This window comes from Paraburkholderia sp. SIMBA_027, assembly GCF_046535315.1.
In the GTDB taxonomy this organism is placed as follows: Bacteria; Pseudomonadota; Gammaproteobacteria; order Burkholderiales; family Burkholderiaceae; genus Paraburkholderia; species Paraburkholderia tropica.
The window spans coordinates 1-25,618 of record NZ_JAWRWY010000012.1 but is presented as its reverse complement, the minus strand read 5'-3'; the positions used below and the strand labels follow the sequence as shown (position 1 = coordinate 25,618).

At 63.1% G+C, this 25,618-nt stretch carries 26 protein-coding genes; 11 read left to right on the top strand and 15 right to left on the bottom strand.

Features of this window, described 5'->3' with window-relative positions:
• Positions 1–352: 352 nt before the first annotated feature.
• The 3 genes from SB764_RS22530 (at position 353) to ssuD (ending at position 2,932) form a co-directional block, all read left to right on the top strand.
• On the top strand, positions 353–922 hold the full coding sequence (locus tag SB764_RS22530) for a hypothetical protein (RefSeq protein WP_234774627.1): 570 nt from the start codon (positions 353–355) through the stop codon (positions 920–922).
• On the top strand, positions 819–1,502 hold the full coding sequence (locus SB764_RS22525) for a hypothetical protein (protein ID WP_410865133.1): 684 nt from the start codon (positions 819–821) through the stop codon (positions 1,500–1,502). Before SB764_RS22530 ends, SB764_RS22525 begins: the two co-directional genes overlap by 104 nt.
• A gap of 302 nt (positions 1,503–1,804) precedes the next feature.
• Positions 1,805–2,932, top strand: a complete 1,128-nt coding sequence (ssuD, locus tag SB764_RS22520) for an FMNH2-dependent alkanesulfonate monooxygenase (protein WP_110327496.1) — start codon at positions 1,805–1,807, stop codon at positions 2,930–2,932.
• A gap of 35 nt (positions 2,933–2,967) precedes the next feature.
• Here ssuD and SB764_RS22515 read toward each other — a convergent pair whose 3' ends face one another.
• The 4 genes from SB764_RS22515 to SB764_RS22500 all read right to left on the bottom strand — a co-directional run bounded on the left by SB764_RS22515 (position 2,968) and on the right by SB764_RS22500 (position 6,992).
• Positions 2,968–3,759 (bottom strand): SDR family oxidoreductase, encoded by a 792-nt coding sequence (locus tag SB764_RS22515; protein WP_074983423.1) that lies wholly within the window; start codon positions 3,757–3,759, stop codon positions 2,968–2,970.
• Between the two features lie 61 nt (positions 3,760–3,820).
• The gene (gene fabG, locus SB764_RS22510; protein WP_410864944.1) at positions 3,821–4,561 is read right to left on the bottom strand and encodes a 3-oxoacyl-ACP reductase FabG; all 741 of its coding nucleotides are present in this window, start codon (positions 4,559–4,561) and stop codon (positions 3,821–3,823) included.
• A 40-nt stretch (positions 4,562–4,601) separates the two neighbouring features.
• Positions 4,602–5,948 (bottom strand): MFS transporter, encoded by a 1,347-nt coding sequence (locus SB764_RS22505; RefSeq protein ID WP_410864942.1) that lies wholly within the window; start codon positions 5,946–5,948, stop codon positions 4,602–4,604.
• Positions 5,949–6,038: 90 nt separating this feature from the next.
• Entirely contained in the window at positions 6,039–6,992 is a 954-nt protein-coding gene (locus SB764_RS22500; protein WP_065061594.1) for a 3-keto-5-aminohexanoate cleavage protein, read from the bottom strand.
• A 139-nt stretch (positions 6,993–7,131) separates the two neighbouring features.
• Between SB764_RS22500 and SB764_RS22495 the strand changes: the two genes are divergently transcribed.
• Complete coding sequence (locus tag SB764_RS22495; protein ID WP_065061595.1) at positions 7,132–8,169, top strand: AraC family transcriptional regulator; 1,038 nt, start codon at positions 7,132–7,134, stop codon at positions 8,167–8,169.
• 136 nt (positions 8,170–8,305) lie between these two features.
• Here the strand turns inward: SB764_RS22495 and SB764_RS22490 are convergent, their stop codons facing one another.
• Complete coding sequence (locus SB764_RS22490) at positions 8,306–8,737, bottom strand: hypothetical protein (protein ID WP_065061596.1); 432 nt, start codon at positions 8,735–8,737, stop codon at positions 8,306–8,308.
• Positions 8,738–8,984: 247 nt separating this feature from the next.
• On the opposite strand from SB764_RS22490, the gene SB764_RS22485 reads away from it, so the two are divergent.
• Both SB764_RS22485 and SB764_RS22480 read left to right on the top strand, forming a co-directional pair.
• Positions 8,985–9,533, top strand: a complete 549-nt coding sequence (locus SB764_RS22485; RefSeq protein ID WP_410864940.1) for a GNAT family N-acetyltransferase — start codon at positions 8,985–8,987, stop codon at positions 9,531–9,533.
• A gap of 96 nt (positions 9,534–9,629) precedes the next feature.
• Positions 9,630–9,848, top strand: coding sequence for a DUF2945 domain-containing protein (locus tag SB764_RS22480; protein ID WP_065061598.1), 219 nt, complete (start codon positions 9,630–9,632; stop codon positions 9,846–9,848).
• A gap of 419 nt (positions 9,849–10,267) precedes the next feature.
• Here SB764_RS22480 and SB764_RS22475 read toward each other — a convergent pair whose 3' ends face one another.
• Positions 10,268–11,638 (bottom strand): MFS transporter, encoded by a 1,371-nt coding sequence (locus tag SB764_RS22475; protein ID WP_234774626.1) that lies wholly within the window; start codon positions 11,636–11,638, stop codon positions 10,268–10,270.
• A gap of 77 nt (positions 11,639–11,715) precedes the next feature.
• Positions 11,716–12,366 (bottom strand): 4-carboxy-4-hydroxy-2-oxoadipate aldolase/oxaloacetate decarboxylase, encoded by a 651-nt coding sequence (locus SB764_RS22470; RefSeq protein ID WP_065061600.1) that lies wholly within the window; start codon positions 12,364–12,366, stop codon positions 11,716–11,718.
• Positions 12,367–12,456: 90 nt separating this feature from the next.
• On the opposite strand from SB764_RS22470, the gene SB764_RS22465 reads away from it, so the two are divergent.
• Positions 12,457–13,350 (top strand): LysR family transcriptional regulator, encoded by an 894-nt coding sequence (locus SB764_RS22465; RefSeq protein ID WP_110327502.1) that lies wholly within the window; start codon positions 12,457–12,459, stop codon positions 13,348–13,350.
• A gap of 96 nt (positions 13,351–13,446) precedes the next feature.
• On the opposite strand, the gene SB764_RS22460 is transcribed toward SB764_RS22465, so the two are convergent.
• From SB764_RS22460 to SB764_RS22435, 6 genes are all read right to left on the bottom strand, one after another.
• Entirely contained in the window at positions 13,447–14,733 is a 1,287-nt protein-coding gene (locus SB764_RS22460; protein WP_065061602.1) for an MFS transporter, read from the bottom strand.
• Between the two features lie 80 nt (positions 14,734–14,813).
• Positions 14,814–15,689 carry an amidohydrolase family protein gene (locus tag SB764_RS22455; RefSeq protein ID WP_183715169.1) on the bottom strand — a complete coding sequence of 292 codons (876 nt, stop codon included), beginning with the start codon at positions 15,687–15,689 and terminating at the stop codon, positions 14,814–14,816.
• A 234-nt stretch (positions 15,690–15,923) separates the two neighbouring features.
• Positions 15,924–16,658, bottom strand: coding sequence for an ABC transporter substrate-binding protein (locus SB764_RS22450; RefSeq protein WP_322007249.1), 735 nt, complete (start codon positions 16,656–16,658; stop codon positions 15,924–15,926).
• Positions 16,659–16,817: 159 nt separating this feature from the next.
• On the bottom strand, positions 16,818–17,222 hold the full coding sequence (locus SB764_RS22445) for a nuclear transport factor 2 family protein (RefSeq protein ID WP_176079950.1): 405 nt from the start codon (positions 17,220–17,222) through the stop codon (positions 16,818–16,820).
• Positions 17,223–17,257: 35 nt separating this feature from the next.
• Positions 17,258–18,232 carry an alpha/beta hydrolase gene (locus SB764_RS22440; protein WP_183715173.1) on the bottom strand — a complete coding sequence of 325 codons (975 nt, stop codon included), beginning with the start codon at positions 18,230–18,232 and terminating at the stop codon, positions 17,258–17,260.
• A gap of 143 nt (positions 18,233–18,375) precedes the next feature.
• Positions 18,376–19,296 carry a LysR family transcriptional regulator gene (locus SB764_RS22435; RefSeq protein WP_065061607.1) on the bottom strand — a complete coding sequence of 307 codons (921 nt, stop codon included), beginning with the start codon at positions 19,294–19,296 and terminating at the stop codon, positions 18,376–18,378.
• Between the two features lie 142 nt (positions 19,297–19,438).
• On the opposite strand from SB764_RS22435, the gene SB764_RS22430 reads away from it, so the two are divergent.
• The 4 genes from SB764_RS22430 (at position 19,439) to SB764_RS22415 (ending at position 23,565) form a co-directional block, all read left to right on the top strand.
• Positions 19,439–20,203 (top strand): SDR family NAD(P)-dependent oxidoreductase, encoded by a 765-nt coding sequence (locus tag SB764_RS22430; RefSeq protein ID WP_124261759.1) that lies wholly within the window; start codon positions 19,439–19,441, stop codon positions 20,201–20,203.
• A gap of 176 nt (positions 20,204–20,379) precedes the next feature.
• Positions 20,380–20,607, top strand: a complete 228-nt coding sequence (locus SB764_RS22425) for a hypothetical protein (RefSeq protein ID WP_065065850.1) — start codon at positions 20,380–20,382, stop codon at positions 20,605–20,607.
• A gap of 436 nt (positions 20,608–21,043) precedes the next feature.
• Positions 21,044–22,492: an ATP-binding protein gene (locus tag SB764_RS22420; RefSeq protein ID WP_410864936.1), complete on the top strand. Its 1,449-nt coding sequence runs from the start codon at positions 21,044–21,046 to the stop codon at positions 22,490–22,492.
• A 152-nt stretch (positions 22,493–22,644) separates the two neighbouring features.
• Positions 22,645–23,565: an ADP-ribosylglycohydrolase family protein gene (locus SB764_RS22415; RefSeq protein WP_410864934.1), complete on the top strand. Its 921-nt coding sequence runs from the start codon at positions 22,645–22,647 to the stop codon at positions 23,563–23,565.
• Between the two features lie 12 nt (positions 23,566–23,577).
• Here the strand turns inward: SB764_RS22415 and SB764_RS22410 are convergent, their stop codons facing one another.
• Positions 23,578–24,222 (bottom strand): glutathione S-transferase family protein, encoded by a 645-nt coding sequence (locus SB764_RS22410; protein ID WP_065065840.1) that lies wholly within the window; start codon positions 24,220–24,222, stop codon positions 23,578–23,580.
• 137 nt (positions 24,223–24,359) lie between these two features.
• A complete protein-coding gene (locus SB764_RS22405) occupies positions 24,360–25,289 on the bottom strand; it encodes a class I SAM-dependent methyltransferase (RefSeq protein ID WP_181441137.1) in 930 nt (309 codons plus the stop codon).
• Positions 25,290–25,618: the final 329 nt, after the last annotated feature.

Genomic DNA, 25,618 nt, shown 5'->3' with positions numbered 1-25,618 from the left:
TGGTGCGTACAACGTGTTTCCGCGAAATCATGGACTGCAATGTAGCAGGCGGTATTGTTTTATGCAAGGTACTGTTTTATGCACTGTTCCGGGTGATCTCGCGGCGACTGAAAGCTATGAAAGGATCGCGTGGAAAGCCCGTTGCGGGCGGACCGGGAGTCGGAAAACCATCCGGCCCCATGCGCGACGCATGATTAACAGGAAGCGGCGGGCGCCCGGCGTTCCAGCGCAGATAAATGGCGGATCGACGCTACAATTCCCGCCACGTTACGGGCGATGCCGGCGACCCGCGCACACGGCCGCTGCGTCACGGATTGCAACCGCAACGCACTGACCAAGCAGAGCGTCCCCTATGCCCGCGGCTCAACAGATTCCAGCCGGTTCGTACAACGGCCGCCTCGCCGGTCTGCCCATCGTTCTGCACTGCGCGTGGAGCGACGCGGGCCAGTTGACGCTCACGCTCGACAGCCCGGACCAGGGCGCATACGATCTCGCGTGCACGATTGCCGATACGCCTGGGCGCACGCTCGAATTCACGGTGCCCGCAGCGAACGCGAGCTGGTCCGGCGCGCTGGAAGCCGACGACGTGACATTGGCCGGCAAGTGGACGCAAGGCATCGCCAGCACGCTCAAACTTGTGCGCGATACGTTCGTGGCGTCGGCGCGACCATCGCGCTTCGATGGCATCTGGCACGGCATTACCCGTGAAAAACACCGACGCATAATCCGTCACAGAAAAATTCGAAAAAGAATTCAAACCGATGAAGTACAACACCGACTTTTCTCGCGCGACCTTGGGCGTGCTTTTATTTTCTGTCATTTCGTCGGCGCATGCCGGATGGTACGACGTTCAAAACTACGCGGGAACCATCGGCGACCTGCCTGTGCATCTGTCGATTCAAATGAGCGACAATTCGCGTGAATCACACGTGGACGGCAGTTACTATTACGACGCGCATCGCACGCCCATTCCGCTGCAAGGCAAACGACTCGCCGATGGCTCGCTGCAACTGTGCGAAGCCGGGGAGCCGGCCACGTTCGGCGATTCACCCAAAGTGCCGGAGGCATCGGCCACGCATCCGGTTCCTTGCCCTATCTCGCTCAGCGTGAACGGCGAGCAAGCATCGGGCGAGTGGCGCGACGGCAAAAAGAATCTGCCGATCTCGCTGCATCAGATTGGGAGTCTCAACGACACCGGCGATTCCCCTCGCCTTGGCGGCACGGTTGAAATTCCGATGTGGCATCACATGAAACACTATCTATTGCTGGGCGTGTACGAATCGGCCAGCAATTGCCCGCTTTCGATGTCCCGCTTGCGGCTCGTCGATATCAAAAGCGGACGCGTCGATAAAGAACTGAAATTCCCCTGTGGCACGGGCACCGTGTCCACCCCGATTTATGCCAACGTCTATCGCGCGCGAAATCCTCGCAACGTGACGGTCATATTCCAGGGCGGCTATCACGGCATGGGCGACGATCGGGATATAGCGGTCGAACGCTGATCAAGGCGCTATTCATTGCACGCCCTTCGCCCGTTCACAACCGTGAAGTATCCGACAAAATTGACAGCCATCGAATCGATGAGTTGTCTATTCAATTTCGATTGCATGATGGGCGCCGGACCCCGCCGCGCTTGCGTCGATTCGTCGCGAACGGTCCGCCAGCGCCCGCCCCGTCTGGCATGTGCCTCGCAGGAATAAGCTACTTCCTGCTCATTGGTAGGGAGAGAACACCGCGTCTGCTGTAATGATCGCCATCGCTGCTCAAGCACACGCAGCCCGTCCTCCTAAGGAAGCGAATCATTATGAGCCTCGACATCTTCTGGTTTTTGCCGACCTCCGGCGACACGCGATATCTCGGCAAATCCGACTCCGGCCGCGCGCCGACCAACGCGTACATGCGCCAGATCGCCGTCGCCGCCGACGAACTCGGCTACGACGGCCTCCTGATCCCCACGGGCAGCAGTTGCCTCGATCCGTGGGTCACGGCCGCGAGTCTCGCGCCGGTCACGCGACGCATCAAACTGCTGGTGGCGCTGCGCACTTCGCTCGGCAATGTGACGGCTTCCGCGCGTCAGGCGGCCACGCTCGACGAAGCGCTCGGCGGCCGGCTTTTGCTGAACGTCGTACCGGGCGGCGATGCCTCGGAACTCGCCGCCGATGGCGTGTTCCTCTCGCATAACGAGCGCTACGAGCACGCCGGCGAATTCCTCACGGTGTGGCGCAGGCTGTTCGCGGAAAAGCAGGTCGATTTCGACGGCCGGCATATTCGCGTCGAGAAGGCGCAGAACCTCATCGAGCCGGTGCAGAAGCCGCATCCGCCCTTGTATTTCGGCGGCTCATCGGACGCGGCGCACGAAATCGCGGGCGAGCATATCGACACGTATCTGACGTGGGGCGAGCCGCCCGCAGCGGTGGCGGCGAAGTTCGCGGACGTCCGCGCGCGCGCCGCGAAATACGGCCGCAAGGTGCGCTTTGGGGTGCGTCTGCACGTGATCGTCCGGGAGACGAATGAAGAAGCGTGGGCCGCCGCCGACACGCTGATCAGCAAGCTCACCGACGAAGACATCGCGCGCGCGCAGCAGAACTACGCGAATATGGATTCGGTGGGCCAGCGCCGCATGGCCGAACTGCATCAGGGCCGACGCGACAAGCTGGAGATCAGCCCGAACCTGTGGGCGGGCGTGGGCCTCGTGCGCGGCGGCGCGGGAACGGCGCTCGTGGGCGACCCGGCTACCGTGGCGGCGCGACTGCGCGAATATGCCGATGCGGGCGCGGAGTCCTTCGTGTTGTCCGGCTATCCGCATCTGGAAGAAGCGTGGCGTTTCGCCGAACTCGTTTTCCCGCTGCTGCCCGGCAAGCAGGCCGTCACGACGGCCGGCAACGTGCAGACTGGCGGCGCATTCGACGGCCGGGCCAGAGCCGCATCCTGATCGAAGCGCGCCCCCCCGTGAGGGGCACACGCCCCTCACAAATACTCGACGTTCCCATCCACGCTAATCGCCTGCCCGGTGATATTGCGGCCCGCAGGCGAAGCAAGAAACAACGCCGTCGCCGCAATATCCTCCACCGTCACCATCCGCCGCAGCGAAATCTTCTTCAGATACGCTTCGCGCATCGTTTCGAACGCAATCCCCAACGCCTCGGCGCGCGCCGCGATGACGCGGTTCATCCGCTCGCCCTCCACCACGCCCGGCAGAATCGCATTCACCCGAATATCGCTCGGCCCGAGTTCGACCGCGAGTGACTTGACGAGTCCCACGATCGCCCATTTCGTCGACGCATAAGGCGTACGGAACGCATACCCGAGCCGCCCCGCCACCGAAGACAGCGCCACGATACTCGCGCAATCCGACGACGCCTTGAGCACCGGCACCGCGCGCCGCAGAAAATAAAACTGGCTGTCGAGATTCGTCGATACCGTACGCTCCCATTGTTCGGGGTCCAGATCTTCGACATTTCCCGTCGGGCCCGCAATGCCCGCGTTATTGACGAGCACATCGATGCCGCCCATCGCGCTCGCCGCCTCGTCGACGACGCGATCGACCTGTTCGCGCTTCGACACATCGGCCACGCTCGCCCGCAGCGCGGGATGGCGCGACTGCGCCGCTTCGACGGCGGCCGGGTCCACGTCGCAGATCACGACCTGCGCCTGCGCTTCGAGAAACGCATCGGCAATCGCCGCGCCGATGCCCGCCGCCGCGCCCGACACGAGCACCCGCAAACCGGGTCTCGGTTTCAGAAGATCCAACGTACCCATTCATGACCTCGTTCAGTGTTCTTTGGTGAATCATCCGGGCCGCGCCGGCGCGCGGCCGGATTCAAAGCGTCATGCCGCCCGACACTTCCAGCACCGCGCCGTTGATATAACTGGCTTCGTCGCTCGCGAGAAACACGTAGACGTTGGCGATTTCCTCGGGCTGCGCGAGGCGGCCGAGCGGCACCTGACTGCGCATCTTGTCGAGCACCGCGTCGGGCACCGTCGACAGAATCGGCGTATCGACGAAACCGGGCGCGACCGCATTCACGCGCACGCCCTTCGGCCCGAGTTCGCGACTCCACGTTTTCGTGAAGCCGATCACGCCGAACTTCGACGCCGCGTAATTCGTCTGGCCGTAATTGCCGTAAATGCCGACGACCGAACTCGCATTGAGCACGACGCCCGCGCCCTGCTCGACCATGATGTCGGCGACGATCTGCGTCGCGTTGAACACCGCGCGCAGATTCACGTCGATCACATCGTCGAACTGCTGGAGCGTCATCTTCTGCAGACGTGCATCGCGCGTGATGCCCGCATTGTTCACGAGCACGTCGATGCGGCCATGACGCGCGATCACGTCCGCGACCATCGCCACCACGGCGTCCCGGTTCGCGACGTCGAGCACATAACCGTTGGCCTGCGCGCCCGCTTCGCGGCATGCGCTTTCCACCTGCGCCACGGCGTCCGCGTTCAGATCGCAGATCGCGACGACCGCGCCTTCGCGTGCGAACTTGCGCGCCGTTGCCGCGCCGATCCCCTGCCCCGCCCCCGTGACGATCGCCACCTTGCCCTTTAATCTCATACTGGTTCCCTGTTTGATACTGGATTGCGTGTGTACGACGTCAATGCTGCGCGCCGCCGGCCGGCACCGCCAGTGACGGTCTGCCGCTTTCCTGGCGAATCACGCGGGCGAGCAGCGGCACGAGCGCGAGTCCGCCGATCGACGCCACGAGAATCACCGTGAAGCCGGCGTCGCTGCGGCCCGAGACCGCTTCCGCGAGACCGAACAGATACGGTCCCGCGAATCCGCCCAGCAGGCCCAGCGTGTTGATGAAGGCGAGCGCCGCCGCAGCCTGGATGCCTTGCACGCGCTTCATGGCGATCGACCAGTACGAAGGCAGCACGCCGCCGCCGAAGAACGCCGTGACGACGAGACACGCAATGCGCGCCGCCGGATCGTGGGCGCTCATATACGCAGCCGCGCCGACGACTGCGCCGCCCGTGAGCCAGGCGAGAAAACCGCAATCGCTCGACACGCGCCGATGGATGCGCGGCAGCACGAGCACGCCGAGCAGAAAGCCCACGCCGACGCTCGCAGACAGCACGCCGACCATGAATGGCAACGTCACGTTCATCTGGTGAATCATGGCCGGTGCGAAGAAGTACAGGCCGACGAACGCCACCTGATTCAGAAAGTAGATGAGGCCGATCAGCACCGTGCTCGGACGCTTGAGCGCGGCGACCCAGTCGGCCGAGGTCAGGTCCGCATGACCGTGCGTATCGATGACCGCGCGGGTTTCCAGCACGCCTGCCTCGTCGGGCGTGAGCCAGCGCGCGTCGCGCGGACGATCGGGCAGCTTGAAATACAGCAGCACGCCGACCAGGATGCTCGGCAAACCTTCGATCATGAACATCCACTGCCAGCCGCGCAGGCCGCCGAGTCCGGAGAGTTGCATCAGCGCGCCGCCGAGCGGACTGCCGATGACGAGCGCGAGCGCCGGCGCCGTGTAGATCCAGCCCACGGCTACCGGCCGGTCCTGCGTCGCGAACCACAGCGTCACCATGTACATCAGCGCGGGAAACAGCCCGGCTTCCGCGATCCCGAGCAGCACGCGCAGCCCGTAGAACGACCACGGTCCCTGCACGAACATCATGAGCGTCGAAAGCACGCCCCAGCTCACGGCAATGCGCGCGATCCAGCGGCGCGGCCCGAAACGGTGCGCGGCGAGATTGCTCGGCACTTCGAGCAGCGCATAGCCGATGAAGAAGATCCCCGCGCCCAGGCCATAGGCCGCCGCGTGAATGCCCACGTCGATCGCGAGTTGGGTTTTCGCGAGCGCAACGTTGGTGCGATCCAGAAACGACATGAAATAGATCGCGCACATCAAGGGAATGAGCCGCGCCATTGCCTTGCGCGTGGCCTGCCGATGCAACGCATCGGCGCTTTCGATACCGGAAGCGCTCGTCATAACCGTGTCTCCTGATTAACCGGCTTTTCTTGTCTTGTTGTGTCTGACTGCCATGAAACGCTGAACAACCCAAACGACCGCGCCGCAGCCTCAGGCCAGCGCGGCCTCGAACGACACCTTGCCGGCGCCCTTCAAACCCAGCATCGCTCGCGCTTCCGCCGGCGTCGCGATCTCGAACGACAGCTCTTCGAGAATCCGCCGGATCTTCGCGACCTGCTGCGCATTCGACTCCGCCTTGACGCCCTTCGACAGATACACGCTGTCCTCCAGACCGACGCGCACATTGCCGCCCATGATGGCCGCCATCGTCACGAGCGGCATCTGATGACGGCCCGCGCCGAGCACCGAGAACTGATACTGATCGCGGCCGAACAGCCGGTCCGCCGTCGTGCGCATGACGCTCATGTTCTCCGGGTCCGGTCCCATGCCGCCGAGGATGCCGAACACCGACTGAATGAAGAACGGCGGCTTCACGAGCCCTTCGTCGACGAAATGCGCGAGGTTGTACAGATGCCCGAGGTCGTAGCACTCGAACTCGAATCGCGTGCCGTGCTCGCCGAGTTCGAGCATGATCTTTTTGATGTCGCGGAAGGTGTTGCGGAAAATCATGTCCTCCATGCCTTCCACGAAGTCCTTTTCCCACCCGTAACGCCACGACGTCATCTTCTGCGCGAGCGGATGAATCGAAAAGTTCATCGAGCCCATGTTCAGCGAGCACATTTCCGGCTTCAGCAAACGCGGATAGGCGAGCCGCTCTTCGAGCGTCATGCGCGTGCTGCCGCCCGTCGTGATGTTGATGACGGCGTCGGTGGCCTGGGCGATATCGGGGACGAATTCGGCGAAGATGGCCGGGTCCGGCGTCGGCCGCCCGTCTTCCGGGTGGCGCGCGTGCAGATGGATAATCGCCGCGCCCGCGCGCGCCGCGTCGATGGCTTGCTCGCGGATCGAGGCGGGCGTCAGCGGAAGATGCTCGGACATCGACGGTACATGGGTCGCGCCCGTCACGGCACATGAAATGATGACCTTTCGGCTCGCTTCGCTCATCGTGTCTCCTGGTTCGATACAGCTTGTCTTGTGCTTGTCTTGTGATAGCGATGGTAGTCGGGTAGGATCGCGCCGATAAGGTCATTTTCGGACATCCCGCCGTCCCTCGAGGACAAACTGGACACACTGAGGATTGGACATGGCATCGACCCGGCCACCGCTCAACGAGCGCATCTACGCGCCGTACAAAATCGCCGCGCTGGTGGAAGTGCTCTCGGAACAGGGCATTGCGCCCGCCGACAGCCTCAAGGGCACGGGCGTGGAGATCGGCGAAATCTACGATGCGTCGGTCATGACGTCGATCGGCCAGTACGCGACCGTGTGCCGGAATGCGGTGTCGCTCGCGTGCGACCCGGCTACGCCGTTCAAGGTCGGCAGGCGGCTGCATCTGTCCGCCTATGGCATGTACGGCTATGCGCTGATGTCGTGCCTCTCGCTGCGCGACTACTTCAAGCTGGGCGTGAAATACCATCGCCTCGCCACGCCCACGGTCACGATCGACTGGACCGAATACCCGGACCGGATGGTCTGGACCTTCCCCGACGCCTTCGTGTCGAGTCCCTCGCGCGAGCTGGGCGCGTTCATCATCGAGCAGCAGTACATGCAGCACGTCACGCATCTCCAGGACGTGGCCGGACACGACTGCCCGCCCGTGCGCGCGAGCTTTTCGTATCCCGCGCCGCCGCACGCCGATCTCTATCGCGAGTATCTGGGCTGCCCGTGCCTGTTCGGCGAACCGCAATGCGAACTGGTCTACGACAGCGCGATTCTCGATCAGAAGCCGCAGCTCGCGCACAAACTCACGGCCACGCTGCTGCAGGAAACCTGCGACCGTCTGATCGGGCAGGCGAAGACGTCCTCGGGCGTGGCCGGCGAGGTCTATCAGATCCTGATGAGCAAGCCCGGCGTGTTTCCGGGCATGGACGAAGTCGCGAATGCAATGCATCTGACGACGCGCACGCTGCGTCGTCGCCTGCTCGCGGAAGAGACCTCATTTCTGGCGATTCTCGACGACGTGCGCCGCTCGCTGTCGCTCGAATACCTCAAGACGACGCCGCTGAGCACGGACGATATTGCGATGCTGCTGGGGTTCAGCGACACGGCCAACTTCCGGCGGGCGCTCAAGCGATGGACAGGCAAAGGGCCCGGTGAACTGCGGGGAAATGGCGAGGCGTGACGCGCGTAACGGCGACGATCGCCGGAAGGAACGATAAGGGACGGTAAGGCGTGCGTCGCGGTGGAAGCGTCCGCAGCGGGGTCTTGCAGGTCATGCGGCCGCTTGCGTCTGTCGACGCGCGCGGCCGCTGTGACGCTCAGGGACGCGGCGCGCCCTTCTTGTCGGCGCCTTCGAAGCGCGGCGGCTTATTAGCGCGCTCGACGTCTTCTTCGAGGCTCGCGTGCAGCGTCGCGATCGCGGCGGCCGGATCGGCCGGCTTCAGCTGCTCGCGGGCGAGCGCATCGTACGTAAAGCGACGCACGACCGGATCATGCGACTTGTCCAGCACTTCGTGATAGACCTGCACGATCTCATCGGGGTGGCCCGAGAGGCTGTAAAGGCGGCGCAGTTGCTCAAGATCGTTGATGACATCGAAGCCCGGACCGGGGAACGGCGGGTGCATGCCCGGCTCACCCGCGAAAGCCGGACCGCCATGCGGCGGCGGCGGCAACGGTTCGTCCGCGCGCGCTTGCAGCGACACGGCCGCCGCAATCGCGATCGATGCGACAGCAAACAGATTTTTTTTCATGTGTGGTTTCCTCTTGTTCGAAACAGCTAATCGGTCAGCGTTTGAACAATAAGGCTTTCACGATGTCAGGCAGCATTCTGAAAAATCCCGTAACGTTACCCCGTGTTTCGATGGTAAGAATTGGCCGACCTGCATATTTCTATCGTGGCGGTCAATGAAAATATGAGGCTGATCGAAGGGTGTTCCGGTCACATCGCTGTCACCTTCTGTCGGCAACCAACGAAAAAACAAACAGGAGAAACGGCTGGTGGCGGATCGCACTGAAATACTCACGGCGCGCCTGCGTCTGCGCCGGGCGCGTCGCAATGACGCCGTCGCGCTATTCGGGAACTACACGGGAAACGTGGACTGTTCGCGCTTTCTCCAGCGCCTGCCTCACGCGGACGTGGCCCGCACCGAGGCGATGATCGACAACTGGTGCAAGCAAGACTGGGAACGGCCCGATACGCCATTTTCGTGGGTCATCAGCACACGCGAGGACGACGAGGCAATCGGCATTTTTCTCGCGATTCCCGAGGGCCACAAGACCGAAATCCACTTTGGCATCGGCAAGCGCTTCTGGGGCCGCGGATTCGTCGCCGAAGCCGGTGCGGCGGCACTGTCATCGCTGTGGCGCGCGCCGCATACGCAAAGAATCTGGACCGTATGCGACGTGGAAAACACGCGCTCGCAGCGCGTGCTCGATAAACTGGGATTCCAGCACGAAGGGATGTTGCGCAAATGGCTCCGGCTTCCGGCGTTCGGCGAGATCGCGCGGGATTGCCACGTCTACGCCAGCACAGCGCATCGGGCCTGATTGCCCCGCGTGACAACGCCCGCGAAATCCGCCTGAGCAATCTCGGGAACGCCGAATGCGCCGATAACGAGGTTTCAACTACCGGAGCGCAAAATCATGTCCCATCGACTCAAGACTGGCGATCGCGTGACGTGGAACACCCCGCAAGGCATGACGACTGGCACGGTTGTCCGCAGAATCATCCGCGACACGGAGCTTGACGGACACAACGTCGCTGCGTCGAAGGAAGACCCGCGTTACGAGGTCGAAAGTGAAAAGAGCGGCGAGCACGCGGTCCATCGCCCCGAAGCGCTGGAAAAGGTGCACAAGCACTGACCTGCACCGCATGACGCTGTCGAACGCGTGAATTGGGCCTCTGTACGAGGCCCAATTTCGTCTTTGCGCTCGCTGCGCACGCAACGACTCGATCCTCGTTCACCCACACGCGCATTGCGCCCTCGCCGCGATTCGCCCCGAGCGACGCAATCTGCCGCGCCACCATGTTGCGCCCGATGGTCTTGTACACCTCCGGTTTCGCGCGCGCAAGATGCGCACCGCGTGCTCCACGGCCACGTCCTGTCGCGCGACGGGTTTGTGCGCCTGGCTATACACCTTCTGCCGGGCGATCCACGCGACCATGCACGTCCCGGTGCGAAACGCGCCCGCGCTTTTCATAGTCGATGTCGTAGTCATGCGGCTGCGCGCCGCTCCGTTCGACGCGCACGCACCTGAATCAGTGATTCACATTCGGATCGCTAGTTACGTTGCACGGCGCCGTGCGCTACCGTTTCGAGCGGCTCCGTGATCGTCAGCAGAATCACGAAAGTGAACGCCGAGATCACCGACATAAAGCCGAATACGTAGTCCCAGCCGAAATGATCGAGCAGCAGACCCGCGATAAACGGCGTGGCCGCACCGCCAAGCTGGCCGCCCATATTGACGATGGCATTCGCAAGCGGGAACTTCTCTTTCGCGACAAACGACGTCGGGTAGACCATATACGCGGAGAATCCAATACTCAGCGCGACACCCGCCATAAAGATCAGGAATCCATACAATACCGGCGAAGCAGGCGATTGAATCAGGACGATCATCATCAGCGCGGTCGCCACGGCGGAGAACATCATGCCGGGCTTGCGCCGCTTGCCGAGCGCGCGATCCGAAAGCCAGCCACCGAGAATGTTACCGACCACCGCGCCCACCCACGGCGCCGCCGCCACGAAACCCGTACCGGCCACGCTGAACTTCTTCACGTTGAGCAGATAAGTCGGAATCCACGCGAGCATCACGCTCGAAATTCCGAGCTGGCAGCAATAGCCAAGCGCGCAGCCGTAGATATTCCACGAGGTCACGACCGCACGCGTCGTTTCGAGCGGTTTCTCGCTGCGCACGCGCGTGATCCGGTCGAGCCAGGGCATCGCTTTCGTGCGCTCGATGCGCATGGCCGTCCCCGCCTTCGGGCTTGCCGCGTCGATCAGTTCGCGCTCCGCTTCGTTCACGCCGCGGCTGTCGGCCGGTTTGTCGGCGACCATTAAATACCAGACGATCGAAAACAGCACGCCCGGCACCGCGAACACCAGGAAGATCGCTTGCCAGCCCCACACCGAAATAATCGCCACGCCGAGAATGGGCGTAATGACCGGCCCGAATTTCACGGACGACAGAAACAAACCCGACGCGGTGCCTTTCTCTTTCGCCGGAAACCAGCTATTAATCGTCGCCGCAATGCCGAGTGGCAGCGGGCCTTCGGCGAAACCGAGCGCGAGACGGCACAGCTTGAGCGAAAAGAGCGAGCCGACGACGCCCGTCATCGCCGTCGCGATCGAAGTCAGGATCATCGAAATCGGCAGCGCGCGACGCACGCCGAAGCGTGAAATGATCAGCGCCGACGGCAATTGCGCCAACGCATACGCGATCAGGAAAACGCTGACGAGCGCGCCGGCCTCGGCGTTGGTCATCGAGAATTCCTTGCGCAGAAACGGCAGCGCAATGCCGAGGTTCGCGCGATCGGCGGCGGCAATCGTATAGATCAGGAAAAAGAGGGTCGCGACCACCCAACGATAGCGCGTGGGACGCGCCGAAGCCGCCAGGGCATTCGACGCGGGCAATGCCGTGTCTTTTCTCATGTGTCTCGCTCCATTTTTTCTATTCTGGCGTGACCCGTCCGGGTCCGCTTTGTCGACTCGACGAAGTGCAACTCGAACTAGGTCAGATCGAAACGGCGCAAGGTTGATTCCAGCCCCAGCAGTTCGACCGTCGTCGCGCCCTCGCGAATCTTCGCCCGGAACGCCAGCTCCTTTTCCTCGCGCGCCCGGCTCACCTCGACCACGCGCGCGACATCGTGCTGCGGCACGACCACCACACCGTCGATATCGCCGACGACGATGTCGCCCGGTTGAATCTGCACGTCGCCAATCGTGATCGGCACGTTCAGCCGTCCCGGCTGATTCTTGCCCGTGCCCTTGATGCAGAGCCCGCGCGCAAATACAGGAAAACCCTGCTCGATGATCGTGCGCGCATCGCGCACCGCGCCGTGAATCACGAGCCCCGCCAACCCTTTCTGCAGCGCGAGTTCGGTGAACACGTCGCCCCACGGACCGGCTTCGAGAAAGCCCTTCGCGTCGACGACCAGCACATCGCCCGGTTTCACTTTCAGCATGGCGTAATGCAGCATCAGGTTATCGCCGGGACGCGTGTCCACGGTGACGGCCGGGCCTGCCACGCACATTGAGGGATGGATGGGTTTGATGCCGCTGTCGAGCGCGCCATAGGCGCCCTGGGCTTCGTAGACGGTTGCGCTGCCAAGGGCGCGCAGCGCCGCGATCAGGTCGGTAGATGTCTCGTGACTGCTCATGTTCGATTTTTGGAATTTGATCGTGCTGCTAGTTTTAGATAAAGTTTCAGCAACATCAAACATCGTTTTCTGAGCCTTAGTTCAATAAAAATGAATCTTCGCCAGGTTCGCTACTTCTGTGCGGTGGTCGAGGCGGGCAGCGCGTCGGGCGCCGCCGACGCCCTGTACGTCGCGCCGACCGCCATCAGCATGCAGTTGTCCCAACTCGAAGCGCACCTGGGCGGCGAACTGTTCGATCGCTCGCGCCGGCCGATGGAACTCACGTCGCTCGGCAAATATTTCTATCCGCGCGCCAAGGAACTGCTCTCGCATTTCGGCCGGCTCGACGACGAGGCGCGAGGCATCGCATCGGGGCAGCGAGGCTGGCTCGGCATCGGCTTCGTGCGTTCGGTCGCGTATTCGATCCTGCCCGCCGCCGTGCGGCGTTTCCGTGAAAGCTGTCCCGATGTGCATCTCGATCTCGTCGAAGCGCTCTCCGAATATCAACCCGAGCGCTTGCGGCAAGGCCGGATCGATCTCGGCATTGCGCGTTTTATCGGCCCGCTCGATCCCAATCCGGATCTCGACTACACCGTCATGCTCAACGAGCCGTTCGTCGCCGTCGTGCCGGTAGGCGATCCACTGGCGAAGCAGCGTTCGGTCACGGCGGCCGAACTCTCGCGTCTGCCGTTCATTCACTACCCGAAAGACTCGCGCAGCCCGTTCGGTCAGCAACTGCTGGCCGCATTGAAGGCGGCCGGCGGCGATCCGCGCGTCGCGCACGAAGCGATCGAAATTCATACGGCGCTCGCGCTCGTCGGTGCGGGTTTGGGCGCGACTTTGGTCGGGCGATCGACGGCGAAAAACAATCGACGCGATGTGCGCTTCATTCCGGTCAAGGATCTCGATCTGCGCACGAAGCTGGTCATGATCACGCGCGCGGGCGACGACAATCGGCTGATTGCGACGTTTCGTGAAGCGCTGTCGGCAACACGCAGGGGCTAGGATTCGAGCGGCGCGAGTCGAACCGCCAGCACGTCGATGGATCATTCCTCGTTGCAAGCAGCGCGGATTGACTCGCGCGCGATGCCTGGCAAACGGTCATCGTCGAATACGGCCAAGCACAATCGCGAGACCCGCCGTCACGGCGAGCGCAACAGCCAGTGTCATCAACCCGGCCGTAAACGATCCCGTCATTTCCTTGACGACACCCACCATCGCCGGTCCCGCAAAACCCGCGCAATTGGCCACGGCGTTGATGACCGCGATGCAACCCGCCGCCGCCGCGCCCGAGAGGAAAGTCGGCGGAATCGCCCACAATGCCGTGCGTGCGATATTCACGCCAATCATCGCAATCGTGATGCCGACGAGCGCGACGCCGACCGAATCCGAAACGGCCGATACCACGAAACCCAACGCCGCCACCGCCGAACTCATCGTCAGGCTCGCGGCGTAATCGCGGCCCTTGTCCATCCATCGCGCGGCCACGACCATCGCCAGCCCGGCGCACGCGTAAGGAATCGTCGAGAGCATGCCGGTCCGGAACAGACCCAGCCCTTCACGATTGATGATCTGCGGAAGCCACATGCCGATCCCCGCGATGCCGGTCGAGAGCGTGAACAGCGCGAGCGTCAACAGCAACACGCGCGGATCGGCGACGGCGCTGCGAAAACTTTGCGTGCTGCTCGCCGTCACTTCGCTTTCCAGTTGGTTCACCAGCGCGCCGCGCTCTTCGTGACTGAGCCACGTGGCGTCCTTTGGCGAATTGGACAGCACGGCCCACGCCCAGATGCCAAGCACGGCCGCCGGCAAACCCTGCGCGATAAACAGCCATTGCCAGCCCGAGAGCCCCATGAATGCGTGAATGCTCAGCAGCGCACCCGAAAGCGGGCCGCCGATGACGGACGCGAGCGGAATCCCTAGCGTGAACCACGCAAGCACGCGCACGCGATACGCACGCGGAAACCACGAAGTCAGATAGAACGCAACGCCGGGAAAGAAGCCCGCTTCGGCCACGCCGAGTATCAAACGAAGCGCGTAAAACGAATGAGGACCGACGGCAAACGCCATCGCGGCCGAGAGCACGCCCCACGTCACCATGATGCGCGACAGCCAGAGACGCGCGCCGAATCGATGCAAGGCCAGATTGCTCGGCACTTCGCACAACGCGTAGCTGACAAAGAAAAGACCCGCGCCCCAACCGAATTGCGCCGACGTGAGCCCGAGATCGTGATTCATCGTCAATGCGGCGAAGCCCACATTGATACGGTCGAGATAGCTGAAGATATAGCCGAGCAATAAAACCGGCAGCAAGCGAATCGACGCCTTTCGCACGGCGCGCTCACACAATTGCGCCTGTTCCTGCACGTCCGGCGCTGCGACGCTCATATCGGCACGCCCTGCGTGGGGCAGCGCATAAGATGAAGTGGACTTCATCCGGTCTCCTGTTTATGAATGTGTTTCGTCGACTAAAAGCGATAAAGCGCGGCGGCGTTATCAACGAGAATCCGTACGCGTGCGGATTCGTCTTGCGCCCATTCGCGCAAATAGTCGAATTGCTCGGCGTCGTCCGGTAACGATGCGGCGGCGGGATGCGGCCAGTCGCTTCCCCAGACGAGGCGATCGGCGCGATGCTCGACCAGCGCGCGGCCAATCTCAACGATGCTGGCGCGCGTCGCTTGCGCGTCGAGATAGGCGCCGCTGAGTTTCACCCACGTCCGCCCATTGTCGAGCAACGCGAGCAGCGCGCGGAACGCCGGTTGCGATGCGCCTTCGTTAAAGCGCACGCGTCCGAAATGATCCATGACGACATCGCACGGCAGACGCGCGAGCGTCGCCGCCAGCCCGGGCAATTGCGCGCCGTTCACGTGGATCTCAAGATGCCAGCCGCGCTCCGCGAGCGCAGGCGCCAGCGACACGGCATCGCGCAGCGCATCCGTGCCCGAGCGAACCAGATTGAAACGCAGGCCCACGATGCCGCCTGCGCTCAGTTCGTCGAGGTCGCGTTCGCTCACCGCGCTGCTTACCGTATTGCTCACGACGGCAATGCCGCGCGCGGTTTCGCGGGTATCGGCGATCGCGTCCAGCACGCAGGCATTGTCGAATCCATACGTCGAAGGCTGCACGAAAACGTTGCGCGTGGTGCCGAGCCGACGCTGCAGCGAACGGTAGTCAGAAAGGGACGCGGCGGGCGGCTTCAGATGCGCATCGGCGGCAACGGCGAAGCGCGGCGAATAGACATGCATGTGGCAATCGCACGCAAGATCCGGCGCTTTGAAATGCGGCGTGGCCGTTCCCGCGGAGAACGGCACGATGCCGGCCTGAATGGCGTCTCGCTCGCTCATGGCAGGCTCAGGCGCGGCAACGAGTCTTGCGGAATGGCGTACACCGCGTGCGCAACGGCGCGGAAGCGGTCGCAAGAACCCGGTCAATCATGGCTGTCTCCGTGGTGTATTTGCCGCCATTGTTCCGCCACGAATTCATAATGTCTATTGTTTAATTTTCAATAAACCATTCCCATAAGTTATATATTTTTCCGCGTATTTTCACGCGCAACGCCGCTTCGCATTAAACGCGCGTTATTCGTTCGGCGCGACCGAAGCGCCCTGAATGCCGTGACGCGCGAGCGCATCGGCCACGAAACCCGAGCGTTTCATCTCTTCGACAAACGTGCGCAATTCCGTCGCGGCCGCTTCGCCACGATGCTTCGCCACGCCCATCGCCTGGCGGATCACCATGAAGCGCTCGTCGAGCAGACGCAAGCCGCCCACCTTCGCGGCATCGGCTTCGAGTTGCTGCTTCACGCCTGCCGCCACATCGAGCTGCTGCTCGATAAACGTCTGCACGACCGTCGGCGACGTAGGCGCGCGCACGATCTCAGCCGCCTTCAATTCGCGCGTGAGAAACAGATCGTAGGCGCTGCCCTTGCCCACCGCCACGCGATGGCGCACGTCGTCCACCTGCGCGTTGCTGCGGATCGGCGAATCGTCGCGCACCAGATAAAAGCCTTCGATCAGCACATATGGCGAGGTAAAGGCGATCGTTTCGCCGCGTTTCGGATCGACGGCGAAAAAGCCGAAATCGGCGCGCTCGTCGCTGACCGCTTCGACCGATTTACCGGCTGCATCGAACACCACGAGTTCGAGCGGTGTGTCCAGCCGTTTCGCAAACGCCCGGGCGAGATCGATGGAGACGCCGAACGGCTCGCCCGTTTGCGGATCGCGATTGGCGAGAATCGGATTGCCGAGATTGATGGAGGCACGCAGCGTGCCGGTGGGGGCAAAGGCTTTGACGATATCGGGATGAATGGACATGGTGGTCAGGCCGCGTGATGCGCGCGTCGCACGGTCAGCGGCGTTCGAGGTTCGTGAATTCACGCATGCATTCGCGCATGCGCAAAGGCTGTGTCGACCGATATTAAAACAAACGGCGCACGCGGTTCACCAACCCGCGACCTGACGCCTGCGCGTGTATCAAGCCGCGCGCGCCGGCGAGAATGCATCGGCCGCCGCCACCGTATCGAGCGCTTCACGCAGCAGCGCGATCTTGCCGTCGCGCGCAACGAGCCGCCCCGCGTACATCTGCCGATAGATTTTCCCCGTCGACGGCACGAGCGCTTCCACTTCATATTCGGCGAAAACCTGCTCCGGCGTTTCAATCAGATAGCGCACGTTTTTGAACTGGAAATCCGGCACTTTCGCGATCAGCGAAGCAATAAAACCTTCGATCGCTTTCGGTCCCTGCGCGCGTCCGTCGATGCCGAGCGATTTCAGATACGGCAGTTCCAGCACGCCATCGTCGGCGAATAATGCGGCGGCCGCATGCGGGTCGCGAATCGATGCGAGGTAAGCGGCAAGCAGTTGTTTAGCGTTGTTCATGATGGACTCTCGATATTCGTGTTGGTGGGGGCGTGTTATTGCAGACGGGTCTTCAATGCTGTCGCCATCTGCTGCATGGCGGCGCGCGTCGGGGCGTCGGCGGCGAGTACGTTGAGCAGGCCGAAATCGTGAATCGTGCCTTTGTACTGTGTGGTCGTGACGTCGTTGCCCGCCTGGTCGAGCCGATATCCATAGGCTTCGCCTTCGTCGCGCAACACGTCGAACTGCGCGGTCTGGATCAGCGCGGGCGGCAAGCCCTTCAACTCGTCGAGCGTGGCGCGCAGCGGCGAGGCATAGCGCTGCTTGCGCTCGCCTGCGTCGGTCGCGTCGGTGATATAGGCGTTCCAGAACCACTTCATCATGTCGCGGCTCAGGAAGTAGCCGTTCTCGAAAGCCTCGTAAGAGGCGTTGTCGAATACGTGGTCCGTCACCGGCCACATGAGCCCCTGGAAGCGGATGGCCGGGCCGTTGCGGTCCTTCGCCATCTGGCTCACGACAGCGGCCATGTTGCCGCCTACGCTGTTGCCGACGACCGCCAGCCGCGCGCCATCGACGCCGAGTTCCTCGCCATGCGCGGCCACCCATTTCGTTGCGGCGTAGGCCTGATTGATCGCGACCGGATAGCGCGCTTCGGGCGACGGCGTGTAGTCGACGAACACGGCCGCCGCGCCCGATTGCACGACGAGGTCGCGCACGAGACGCTCATGCGTCGGGTAATCGCCGAGAATCCAGCCGCCGCCGTGGAAGAACATGAACACGGGCAGCACGCCTTGCGCATTCTGCGGCTTCACGACGACGAGCGGCACGGTCAGACCATCCTGCTCGATCGTGCGGCGCGTGACCTCGATGCCCGAGACGTCCACTTCCACACTGCGCTGGGCGCCTGCGAGGACTTCGCGCGCTTCGGCGGGCGTGAGCGTTTCGATGGCCGGACCGGTGCCGCTGTTGAGTGCCGCGAGGAAGGCGACCGTGGCGGTGTCGGGCGTGTTCGGGGTGGCTTGCGTGGTCATCGTGATTCTCCTTTCGTGTGGTTGAGTGGCCGGCGACTTCATGTCGTGCAGCCGATGGAAAGGAGAATACGGATCCGGAGATATTTGCGAAATAGAAGTGTTTGAAACCCATCATTGCATAAATGCAATGATGGGGCGTCCCCTTATGGCTTGGGCCATCGCCACGTCGGATCGGAAAGATGCTCGGCGAAGTAATCGGACAGCGCCGCCACCTTCGCGGGCCGCGCGCGTGCCGACGGCGTGACGAAGTACAGGCCGCCCCTGGTCAGCGACCAGTCGGTGAGAATCGCCTCGAGGCGGCCATCGGCCAGATATTCGCCCGCGATGAATTCCGGCAACTCGGCAATCGCCAGCCCATCCAGAAGCGTAGGCAGCAGCGCATCGGAGTTCGTCACGCGCAGCGGGCCGGTCGGCATGACCGGTTCTTCCTCGCCCGCGTCGTTCGTGAAGCGCCAGACATCACTACGCGCGCGATACGCGTACGAGAGACACGGCCGATCCGCCAGCTCGCGCGGATGCGCGGGCCGCCCTTCGCGCTTCAGATACTCGGGCGACGCCACCACGAACTGCGTGACCGCGCACAGCCGCCGCGCCACCAGCGACGAATCGGGCAACGCGGCGATCCGCAGCGCGGCGTCGAAGCCATCGGCAACCAGATCGACCGACGCATCCGAGAGATGCAGGTCGATCGACACTTCCGGATACGCGCGGAAGAAACCCGGCAGCAGCGGCGCGACCCAGCGCAAGCCGAACGACATCGGCACGGCAAGCCGCACCAGCCCGCGCGGTTGCACCGACATTTCGCGCGCGGCGCTTTCCGCCTCCTCGGCCTGGCGGTAAATCTCGCCCGCCTTCTCGCAGATCGTTCGGCCGAACTCGGTCAGCGCCAGCTGGCGCGACGTGCGGTTAAAGAGCCGCGCGCCCAGCCGGTCCTCCAGACGCGCCACGCCGCGCGAGACCGTCGCCACCGACACGCCCATCGCGCGCGCCGCCGCCGCGAACGAGCCCTCCTCGGCGACCTTCGCGAACATCGCCAGTCCTTCGAAATCAGGCAGCTTCGCCATTTCCCCTCATCTTTTCATTTCTGCAACATTGGATTGCAATCAATTCTATTTCGAAAAGACCGGCCCGTCGATATTCTTCTCACATCGCAGCACGCAACACCCAACCCAAACATCCACTGAACGAAACAAAAGGAGCTTCACCATGGCACGCAAACTCGACAACAAGATCGCCCTCGTCACCGGCGCAACCAGCGGCATCGGCCTCGCCACCGCCCAGCGCTTCGCCGCCGAAGGCGCGCATGTCTACCTCACGGGCCGTCGTCAGGCCGAACTCGATGCCGCCGTCAAGAGCATCCGCGAAGCGGGCGGCCAGGCGACCGGCGTACGCGTCGATTCGACGAAGCTGAACGAACTCGACGCGCTCTACGCCCAGATCAAGGAAGAGCAAGGCCATCTGGACGTGCTGTTCGCGAACGCAGGCGGCGGCTCGATGCTGCCCTTCGGCAACATCACCGAAGAACATTTCGACGACACCTTCGATCGCAACGTAAAGGGCGTGCTGTTCACGGTGCAAAAGGCGCTGCCGCTGCTGACGAAGGGCGCATCGGTGATTCTCACGGGCTCGACGGCGGGCAGCGCGGGCACGGCGGCGTTCAGCGTGTATGCGGCATCGAAGGCGGCGGTGCGTTCGTTCGCCCGCAACTGGATTCTCGACCTCAAGGACCGCCAGATCCGCGTGAACACGATCAGCCCCGGCGCGACCCGCACGCCCGGCCTGCTCGACCTGGCCGGCGACGACGCCGCCCAGCGCCAGGGTCTCGCCGACTACCTGGCCGCGCAGATCCCGATGGGCCGTCTGGGCGAGCCGAACGAAATCGCCAGCGCCGCGCTGTTCCTCGCCTCGGACGACGCGAGCTTCGTGAACGGCGTCGAACTGTTCGTCGATGGCGGCCAGCAGCAGATCTGAGTGTGATGCGGGCGCATTCGGGGCGCGCGGGAGTTGAGCGCGCCCTGCCCGTCGCGTTCGAAGCGAACATCGGCCTGATCATTCGCGGCAGTGCCGCATATTTCTTGCGCGGCACAGCAATTGCTCATGGAAGGCGTGTCGACTATCCCGTCGATCCACCCACCACGGAGCCGGCCATGCAATTCGTATTTCAATCGTGCCTGATCAGCACTTGCGCGAGCATCGATGACGGAAGAATCGTGGCGAACGCGAGAATCTTCAGCCCGGCTTCGGACGGTTCATTCGACGACGACGTCCACGATCTGTGTCTCGACGAGAATTTCATCGACGAGCACGAAGCGCTCACGTTTGCCCGCGAGCGCGCGATGCTCTGGGTCGAGGAGCATTGCGTGAGCGCGATGTAAATCGCGCAATCGGCGTGTAATCATCGCTTAATCGCCGCTTGATAGCCGCTTGATAGCCGCTTGATAGCCGCTTGATAGCCGCTTGATAGCCGCGCAACGGCGAGCGAAACGGACCGCGCACTGCGCCGCTCGTCGCCGAATGGCGGTAAAGTCGCAACGTTATCGCGTCAATCCGTCCGCATAATCGGTTCAATGCTCGTGCGCGGTTGCAAAGCCAGGTTGCAAAGCCGGCGCAAGCCGCAACGGCTTCGACCGCGTCCAGTTCGCGCATCCAGAAGACGGTACAGGGCAATGGGACCATGTCCACCACGCAAGACCGGACCGCCGAACCGATTCCGCTCCCTCGCGAGCCCGAAGCTGCACCCGAAGCCCAGTCCGCTACCGACGCCCGCTGCCTGATGGGACCCGGCGAAACTACGCCGCGAGCGTGGGCGTCGTGCCCATCGACGCCAATTCGCTGGCCTGCGGACTCGCGGCCTACAAGCGCGAAGCCGTGATCACGCCCGACGTGCGGACCGACCCGCGCTGGAAGGACTGGGCGTGGCTCGCGCAGGCGTATCGCTATCGCGCCTGCTGGTCGTTTCCGGTCGAGGCGACGAGCGGCAAGGTCGTCGGCACGTTCACGCTCTATCGCGAGGAGGTGGGCGCGCCGACGGCGCGCGACCGCGAACTGGCGATGCGCTTCGCGCAGTCGGCGGCCATCATCATTTCGCGCCAGCAGGAAGCCGACGAACGCGCGCACGGCGTCGAGGCGCTGCGCCGCGGCGACCGCCAGAAGGACGAGTTTCTCGCGATGCTCGCGCACGAACTGCGCGATCCGCTTGCGCCGATCGCCAACGCGGGCGAACTGCTGACGCGCGTGCTCACCGGCCATCCGGGCGCACAGGCGGCCCTCGACATGATCAAGCGTCAAGCCGCGCAGTTGACCCGTCTCGTCGACGAACTGCTCGATATCTCGCGCATCACGCAGGGGCGCATTACGCTGCAGCGCGGCCCGGTCGATCTCGCGGGCGTGGTGACGCAGGGCATCGAGCCCGTCGAGCCGCGGCTGCGCGAAAAACGTCATACGCTGACGGTCGAAACGACGACGAGCGACGAACCGCTGTTCGTCGAAGGCGACATGGCGCGGCTCGTCCAGTGCGTGGGCAACATCCTCACGAACGCCGTGAAGTACACGGACCCAGGCGGCGTGATTCGCGTCTGGACGCGCCCGCGCGGCGCGCACGCCGTCATCGGCATTTCGGACAACGGCTCCGGCATCTCCGCCGAGTTGCTGCCCCACGTCTTCGATCTGTTCGTGCAGAGCACGCGCACGCTCGATCGCGCCCAGGGCGGACTCGGCATCGGGCTGGCCGTCGTCAAGCGGCTCGTCCACATGCATCAGGGCGAGATCGCGGTTCATAGCGAGGGCGTCGGTCACGGCGCGACCTTCGAAATCCTGCTGCCGCGCATCGCGTGGCCGAGCGAAAGCGCGGTCGAAACCGACATCGCGAAGATCAGCCCGCGCCGCGTGCTGATCGTGGACGATAACCGCGACGCGGCGGATTCGCTCGCGATGCTGCTCGCGCTACAGGGACACACGCCGGTGGTCGCGTATCGCGGCGACGAAGCGATTGCGCGGGCGCAGACGTTCCTGCCCGAAGTGGCGTTGCTCGACGTCGGACTGCCCGGCATGAGCGGCTACGAACTGGCGCGGCGGTTGCGCGCGATGCCGCAACTCGCGGGCATTCGCCTCGTGGCGATCACGGGCTATGGCCAGCCCGAGGATGATCAGCACACGCGCGAGGCCAGCTTCGACGAGCATCTGATCAAACCGATCGACCATAAGGCGCTACAGCGTAGTTTGAGTGGGCGGGCGGGATCGGAGCGCAGTGGGGGCGCGTGAACCGCGAAGCCTGCGTTAGCGCGCTCGCTCGCCATCGTGATGATGTGTGTGTGCAGACCGCCGTCCTTCGACAAGCACGCGCCAATCGCCGACAATGGTCCGAAGCCATCGACTCCGCATGACAAACAGCACTACCGACCGCACTACCGACGATGAATCTGTCCCAGCCCTCCCGCCTGCGCGGCGGCCTGTTCGGCCTGTTGATCGGCGACGCCCTGGGCGTTCCCTACGAATTCCACAGCGCCGCTTCGATACCCGAATCGAGCGCGATTGAGATGACGCCGCCGGCGCACTTCGAGCGCGCGCACGCAGGCGTCCCGCCCGGCACCTGGAGCGACGACGGCGCGCAAGCGCTCGCGCTGCTCGACGCGCTCCTGCGCAACCGCGAACTCGACCTCGATACGTTTGCCGACAATCTGCTCGACTGGGTTCAGCGCGGCGCGTTCACGCCGGACGGTCGGGTCTTCGACGTGGGATTGCAGACGCAGCGTGCATTCGAGCAGCTTCGGTCGGGCGTTCCCGCAGCGAACGCGGGCCCCGACGACGAACGCGATAACGGCAACGGCTCGCTCATGCGATGTCTGCCCGTCGTCCTGGTGACGACCTCGCGCGACGAAGCCATTCATCTGGCGCGCAAGCAGAGTCGGGTCACACACGGACACGCGCGCGCGCAATTGACGTGTGCGCTCTATTGCGTGACGGCGCTCGGCATTGTCGAAGGCCTGTCTGCCGCAGATGCCGTGCGCGCCGCCGAAGACGAACTGCTGCAGCGCTACGTCGATTCACCCGATGAAGCCGAACTGAAGATCGTGCTGGACGGACGCTTCGACGCGCCTCAAGGGTCCGGCTATGTCGTCGACAGTTTCTGGTCCGCCATCCACTGCGTCTTGTCGACGCGTTGCTACGAAGACTGCGTCAAGCGCGCGATCTCGCTTGGCAACGACACGGACACGACCGCCGCCATCGCAGGCGGCCTCGCGGGGATCGTGTACGGCGAAGACGCCATACCCGGGCGCTGGATGGCCGCGCTGCAGCACAAGGCCCTCGTCGACGTCATGCTCGCTAAAATCTAGCGACCGCCGGCATCACGGCGCGTTCTGCCACTCCGTCAACTTCTCGCGTGCATTGAGGTCCAGGAATGCCGGCCTGGCACGCAAGCGCTCGATGTAGCGCGCGAGATGGGGCCATGTCGTTGCCGGACGCGGCATGTTGCGCGTCCAGCGCATCAGCGTGATCGCAAGGAAATCGGCCGTACTCAGCCGATTGCCGACCAGATAATGGCGTCCGTCGCCCAGCAGACGATCGAGATTGTCCATGGATGTTTCGATCTGCCGACGCTCGAACGCTCTGACTGCGGCCGCACCTTCCGGCTCGCCGTCGGTGTCTGCGTAGAACCAGCCTCGCATGGCCGGCAACACGGCATTCGCGAGATAAATCATCATCTCGAGCCACTCGGCGCGTTCGGGTTCGCCCGGCAACGGCGCAAGCCCGGACTCGGGATGCCGTTCCGCAAGCAGCATCAACAAGGCGGTCGACTCGCCGCGCGGTGCGCCGTCGACAAGCAGCGTCGGCACACGGCCCGTGGGATTCAGGCGCAGATACTCCGGCGAACGCTGTGCACCCGTGTCGATATCGACGAGTCGCGTTTCGAACGGCACGCCCAGCTCCAGCAACATCCAGTGCACGGCCATACTCGCCGCGCCGGGGCTGTAAAACAAAACGTAGGACATAGGCGGATTCCTTGTTCAGGTTGCGCTGCCAGCAATATGCCCATCATGTTACATCGCGCCCGCCGAAGATTTGCACGGCGCACCGCCAGCCAGACGACGAGTGCGTTCGATGCGTCTGCGGCATGAAGGCATGAGTGTTACGCCCGCTTCGCCGTCAAATACGCAATCCGCTCGGCGCCAAGCTGCTTTCCGCTTTCAAAAATCGCGCGCATGCGCACTTCGAGATACGCGCGCTCGTCGCGTGTAAACGCCGTATCGAGAATCTCGTCCAAAGGCGGCGCCAACGGATGCGGCGAAGTGCGAATAAACATCTCCCAAGGCAGACAGTCCTCGGTGCGTACGTCGATATGCAATTCCAGATGAATGTCCGTGAATCCCGCGTCCATCGCATACCGCACGAGATCGCGCTCGCCATAGTTCGTAATGGGCATCGACCGCAACTTCTCCTCGGTATCGGGAAACTGCGCGGCGCGGCATCGAAGCAAGAGCGGAAAGAACGGATCGTCGGCGTGGAAAGTGCCTTCATCGACGAGGCGCTTGAGCATGCAAACCTCCAGCGCTTCGTCGCGCAGAATCGGCTCTGCGATTGCGAAACGGCCGCCCGGTTTGAGTATGCGGAACAACTCGCGCATCGCGGCAGGCTTGTCTTCCACATACGCCAGAACGGCGCGCATCGTGGCGGCGTCGACGGAAGCATCGGCGATATCCTCAAGCCGCTCGGCAGAGCCGTGAACGAAAGCGCACTGCCCGCTGACACCGAGACTGCGCGCGGTCGCTTCGGCATGTTGCAGCAAAGGCCGCGAAATATCCGTCATCACCACGTTGAGCGACGCACCGGCGCGCTCGATCGCCCGGAACCCAACGAGACCGTCTCCCGTGCCGATGTCGGCCAATGTCATGCCTGGGCGCAGTCGAACGGAATCGAGCACACGGTCGGCGTATTTCGTAATTTCGACACGGACGTTGCGCTCATGCGCGCGGTCATCGCCATGACGCTGCCGGAGAATCCATGTGGACCAGTTATCGTGAGTGGCAGTGTTCGTGTGCAGTGACAAGGTGATTTCCACAGGAATTCGAGCGAGCGGCGCAATGCTAGCTTTCTATTCTGATGAGCACCTTAACGATTGCAATTCGAATGCAATTCGAAAGCAATCTCCAATCTGGCGCGTCATTTTCAAAAGAACGCAATCCGTCCGCTTTCAGACTGAATAAAAGGCATTGTCATTCCAGGCATTCCATCGACGATTTCGATGGGCTGGCTGACATGGTGCCATTTTGATTCGGCGCCGCGCGAATCAAACCGCAGCTTATGCAAGCCTTAGAGCGTGTTAGGCACTTGTATTACAATTAAGGGCTGCGAAGTGGACAAGCATAAGCACGGCGAATACGACGAAAT

Excerpts from the sequence above, each read along its gene's own strand:
- SB764_RS22445 (WP_176079950.1), bottom strand. The coding sequence starts at position 17,222 with ATGAACAACGCTAAACAACTGCTTGCCGCTTACCTCGCATCGATTCGC.
- SB764_RS22470 (WP_065061600.1), bottom strand. The coding sequence starts at position 12,366 with ATGAGCAGTCACGAGACATCTACCGACCTGATCGCGGCGCTGCGCGCC.
- SB764_RS22460 (WP_065061602.1), bottom strand. The coding sequence starts at position 14,733 with ATGAGCGTCGCAGCGCCGGACGTGCAGGAACAGGCGCAATTGTGTGAG.
- SB764_RS22455 (WP_183715169.1), bottom strand. The coding sequence starts at position 15,689 with ATGAGCGAGCGAGACGCCATTCAGGCCGGCATCGTGCCGTTCTCCGCG.
- SB764_RS22450 (WP_322007249.1), bottom strand. The coding sequence starts at position 16,658 with ATGTCCATTCATCCCGATATCGTCAAAGCCTTTGCCCCCACCGGCACG.
- SB764_RS22435 (WP_065061607.1), bottom strand. The coding sequence starts at position 19,296 with ATGGCGAAGCTGCCTGATTTCGAAGGACTGGCGATGTTCGCGAAGGTC.
- SB764_RS22495 (WP_065061595.1), top strand. The coding sequence starts at position 7,132 with ATGGCATCGACCCGGCCACCGCTCAACGAGCGCATCTACGCGCCGTAC.
- SB764_RS22430 (WP_124261759.1), top strand. The coding sequence starts at position 19,439 with ATGGCACGCAAACTCGACAACAAGATCGCCCTCGTCACCGGCGCAACC.
- SB764_RS22410 (WP_065065840.1), bottom strand. The coding sequence starts at position 24,222 with ATGTCCTACGTTTTGTTTTACAGCCCCGGCGCGGCGAGTATGGCCGTG.
- SB764_RS22480 (WP_065061598.1), top strand. The coding sequence starts at position 9,630 with ATGTCCCATCGACTCAAGACTGGCGATCGCGTGACGTGGAACACCCCG.
- SB764_RS22530 (WP_234774627.1), top strand. The coding sequence starts at position 353 with ATGCCCGCGGCTCAACAGATTCCAGCCGGTTCGTACAACGGCCGCCTC.
- SB764_RS22465 (WP_110327502.1), top strand. The coding sequence starts at position 12,457 with ATGAATCTTCGCCAGGTTCGCTACTTCTGTGCGGTGGTCGAGGCGGGC.
- ssuD (WP_110327496.1), top strand. The coding sequence starts at position 1,805 with ATGAGCCTCGACATCTTCTGGTTTTTGCCGACCTCCGGCGACACGCGA.
- fabG (WP_410864944.1), bottom strand. The coding sequence starts at position 4,561 with ATGAGATTAAAGGGCAAGGTGGCGATCGTCACGGGGGCGGGGCAGGGG.
- SB764_RS22425 (WP_065065850.1), top strand. The coding sequence starts at position 20,380 with ATGCAATTCGTATTTCAATCGTGCCTGATCAGCACTTGCGCGAGCATC.
- SB764_RS22440 (WP_183715173.1), bottom strand. The coding sequence starts at position 18,232 with ATGACCACGCAAGCCACCCCGAACACGCCCGACACCGCCACGGTCGCC.
- SB764_RS22515 (WP_074983423.1), bottom strand. The coding sequence starts at position 3,759 with ATGGGTACGTTGGATCTTCTGAAACCGAGACCCGGTTTGCGGGTGCTC.
- SB764_RS22415 (WP_410864934.1), top strand. The coding sequence starts at position 22,645 with ATGAATCTGTCCCAGCCCTCCCGCCTGCGCGGCGGCCTGTTCGGCCTG.
- SB764_RS22475 (WP_234774626.1), bottom strand. The coding sequence starts at position 11,638 with ATGAGAAAAGACACGGCATTGCCCGCGTCGAATGCCCTGGCGGCTTCG.
- SB764_RS22505 (WP_410864942.1), bottom strand. The coding sequence starts at position 5,948 with ATGACGAGCGCTTCCGGTATCGAAAGCGCCGATGCGTTGCATCGGCAG.
- SB764_RS22500 (WP_065061594.1), bottom strand. The coding sequence starts at position 6,992 with ATGAGCGAAGCGAGCCGAAAGGTCATCATTTCATGTGCCGTGACGGGC.
- SB764_RS22490 (WP_065061596.1), bottom strand. The coding sequence starts at position 8,737 with ATGAAAAAAAATCTGTTTGCTGTCGCATCGATCGCGATTGCGGCGGCC.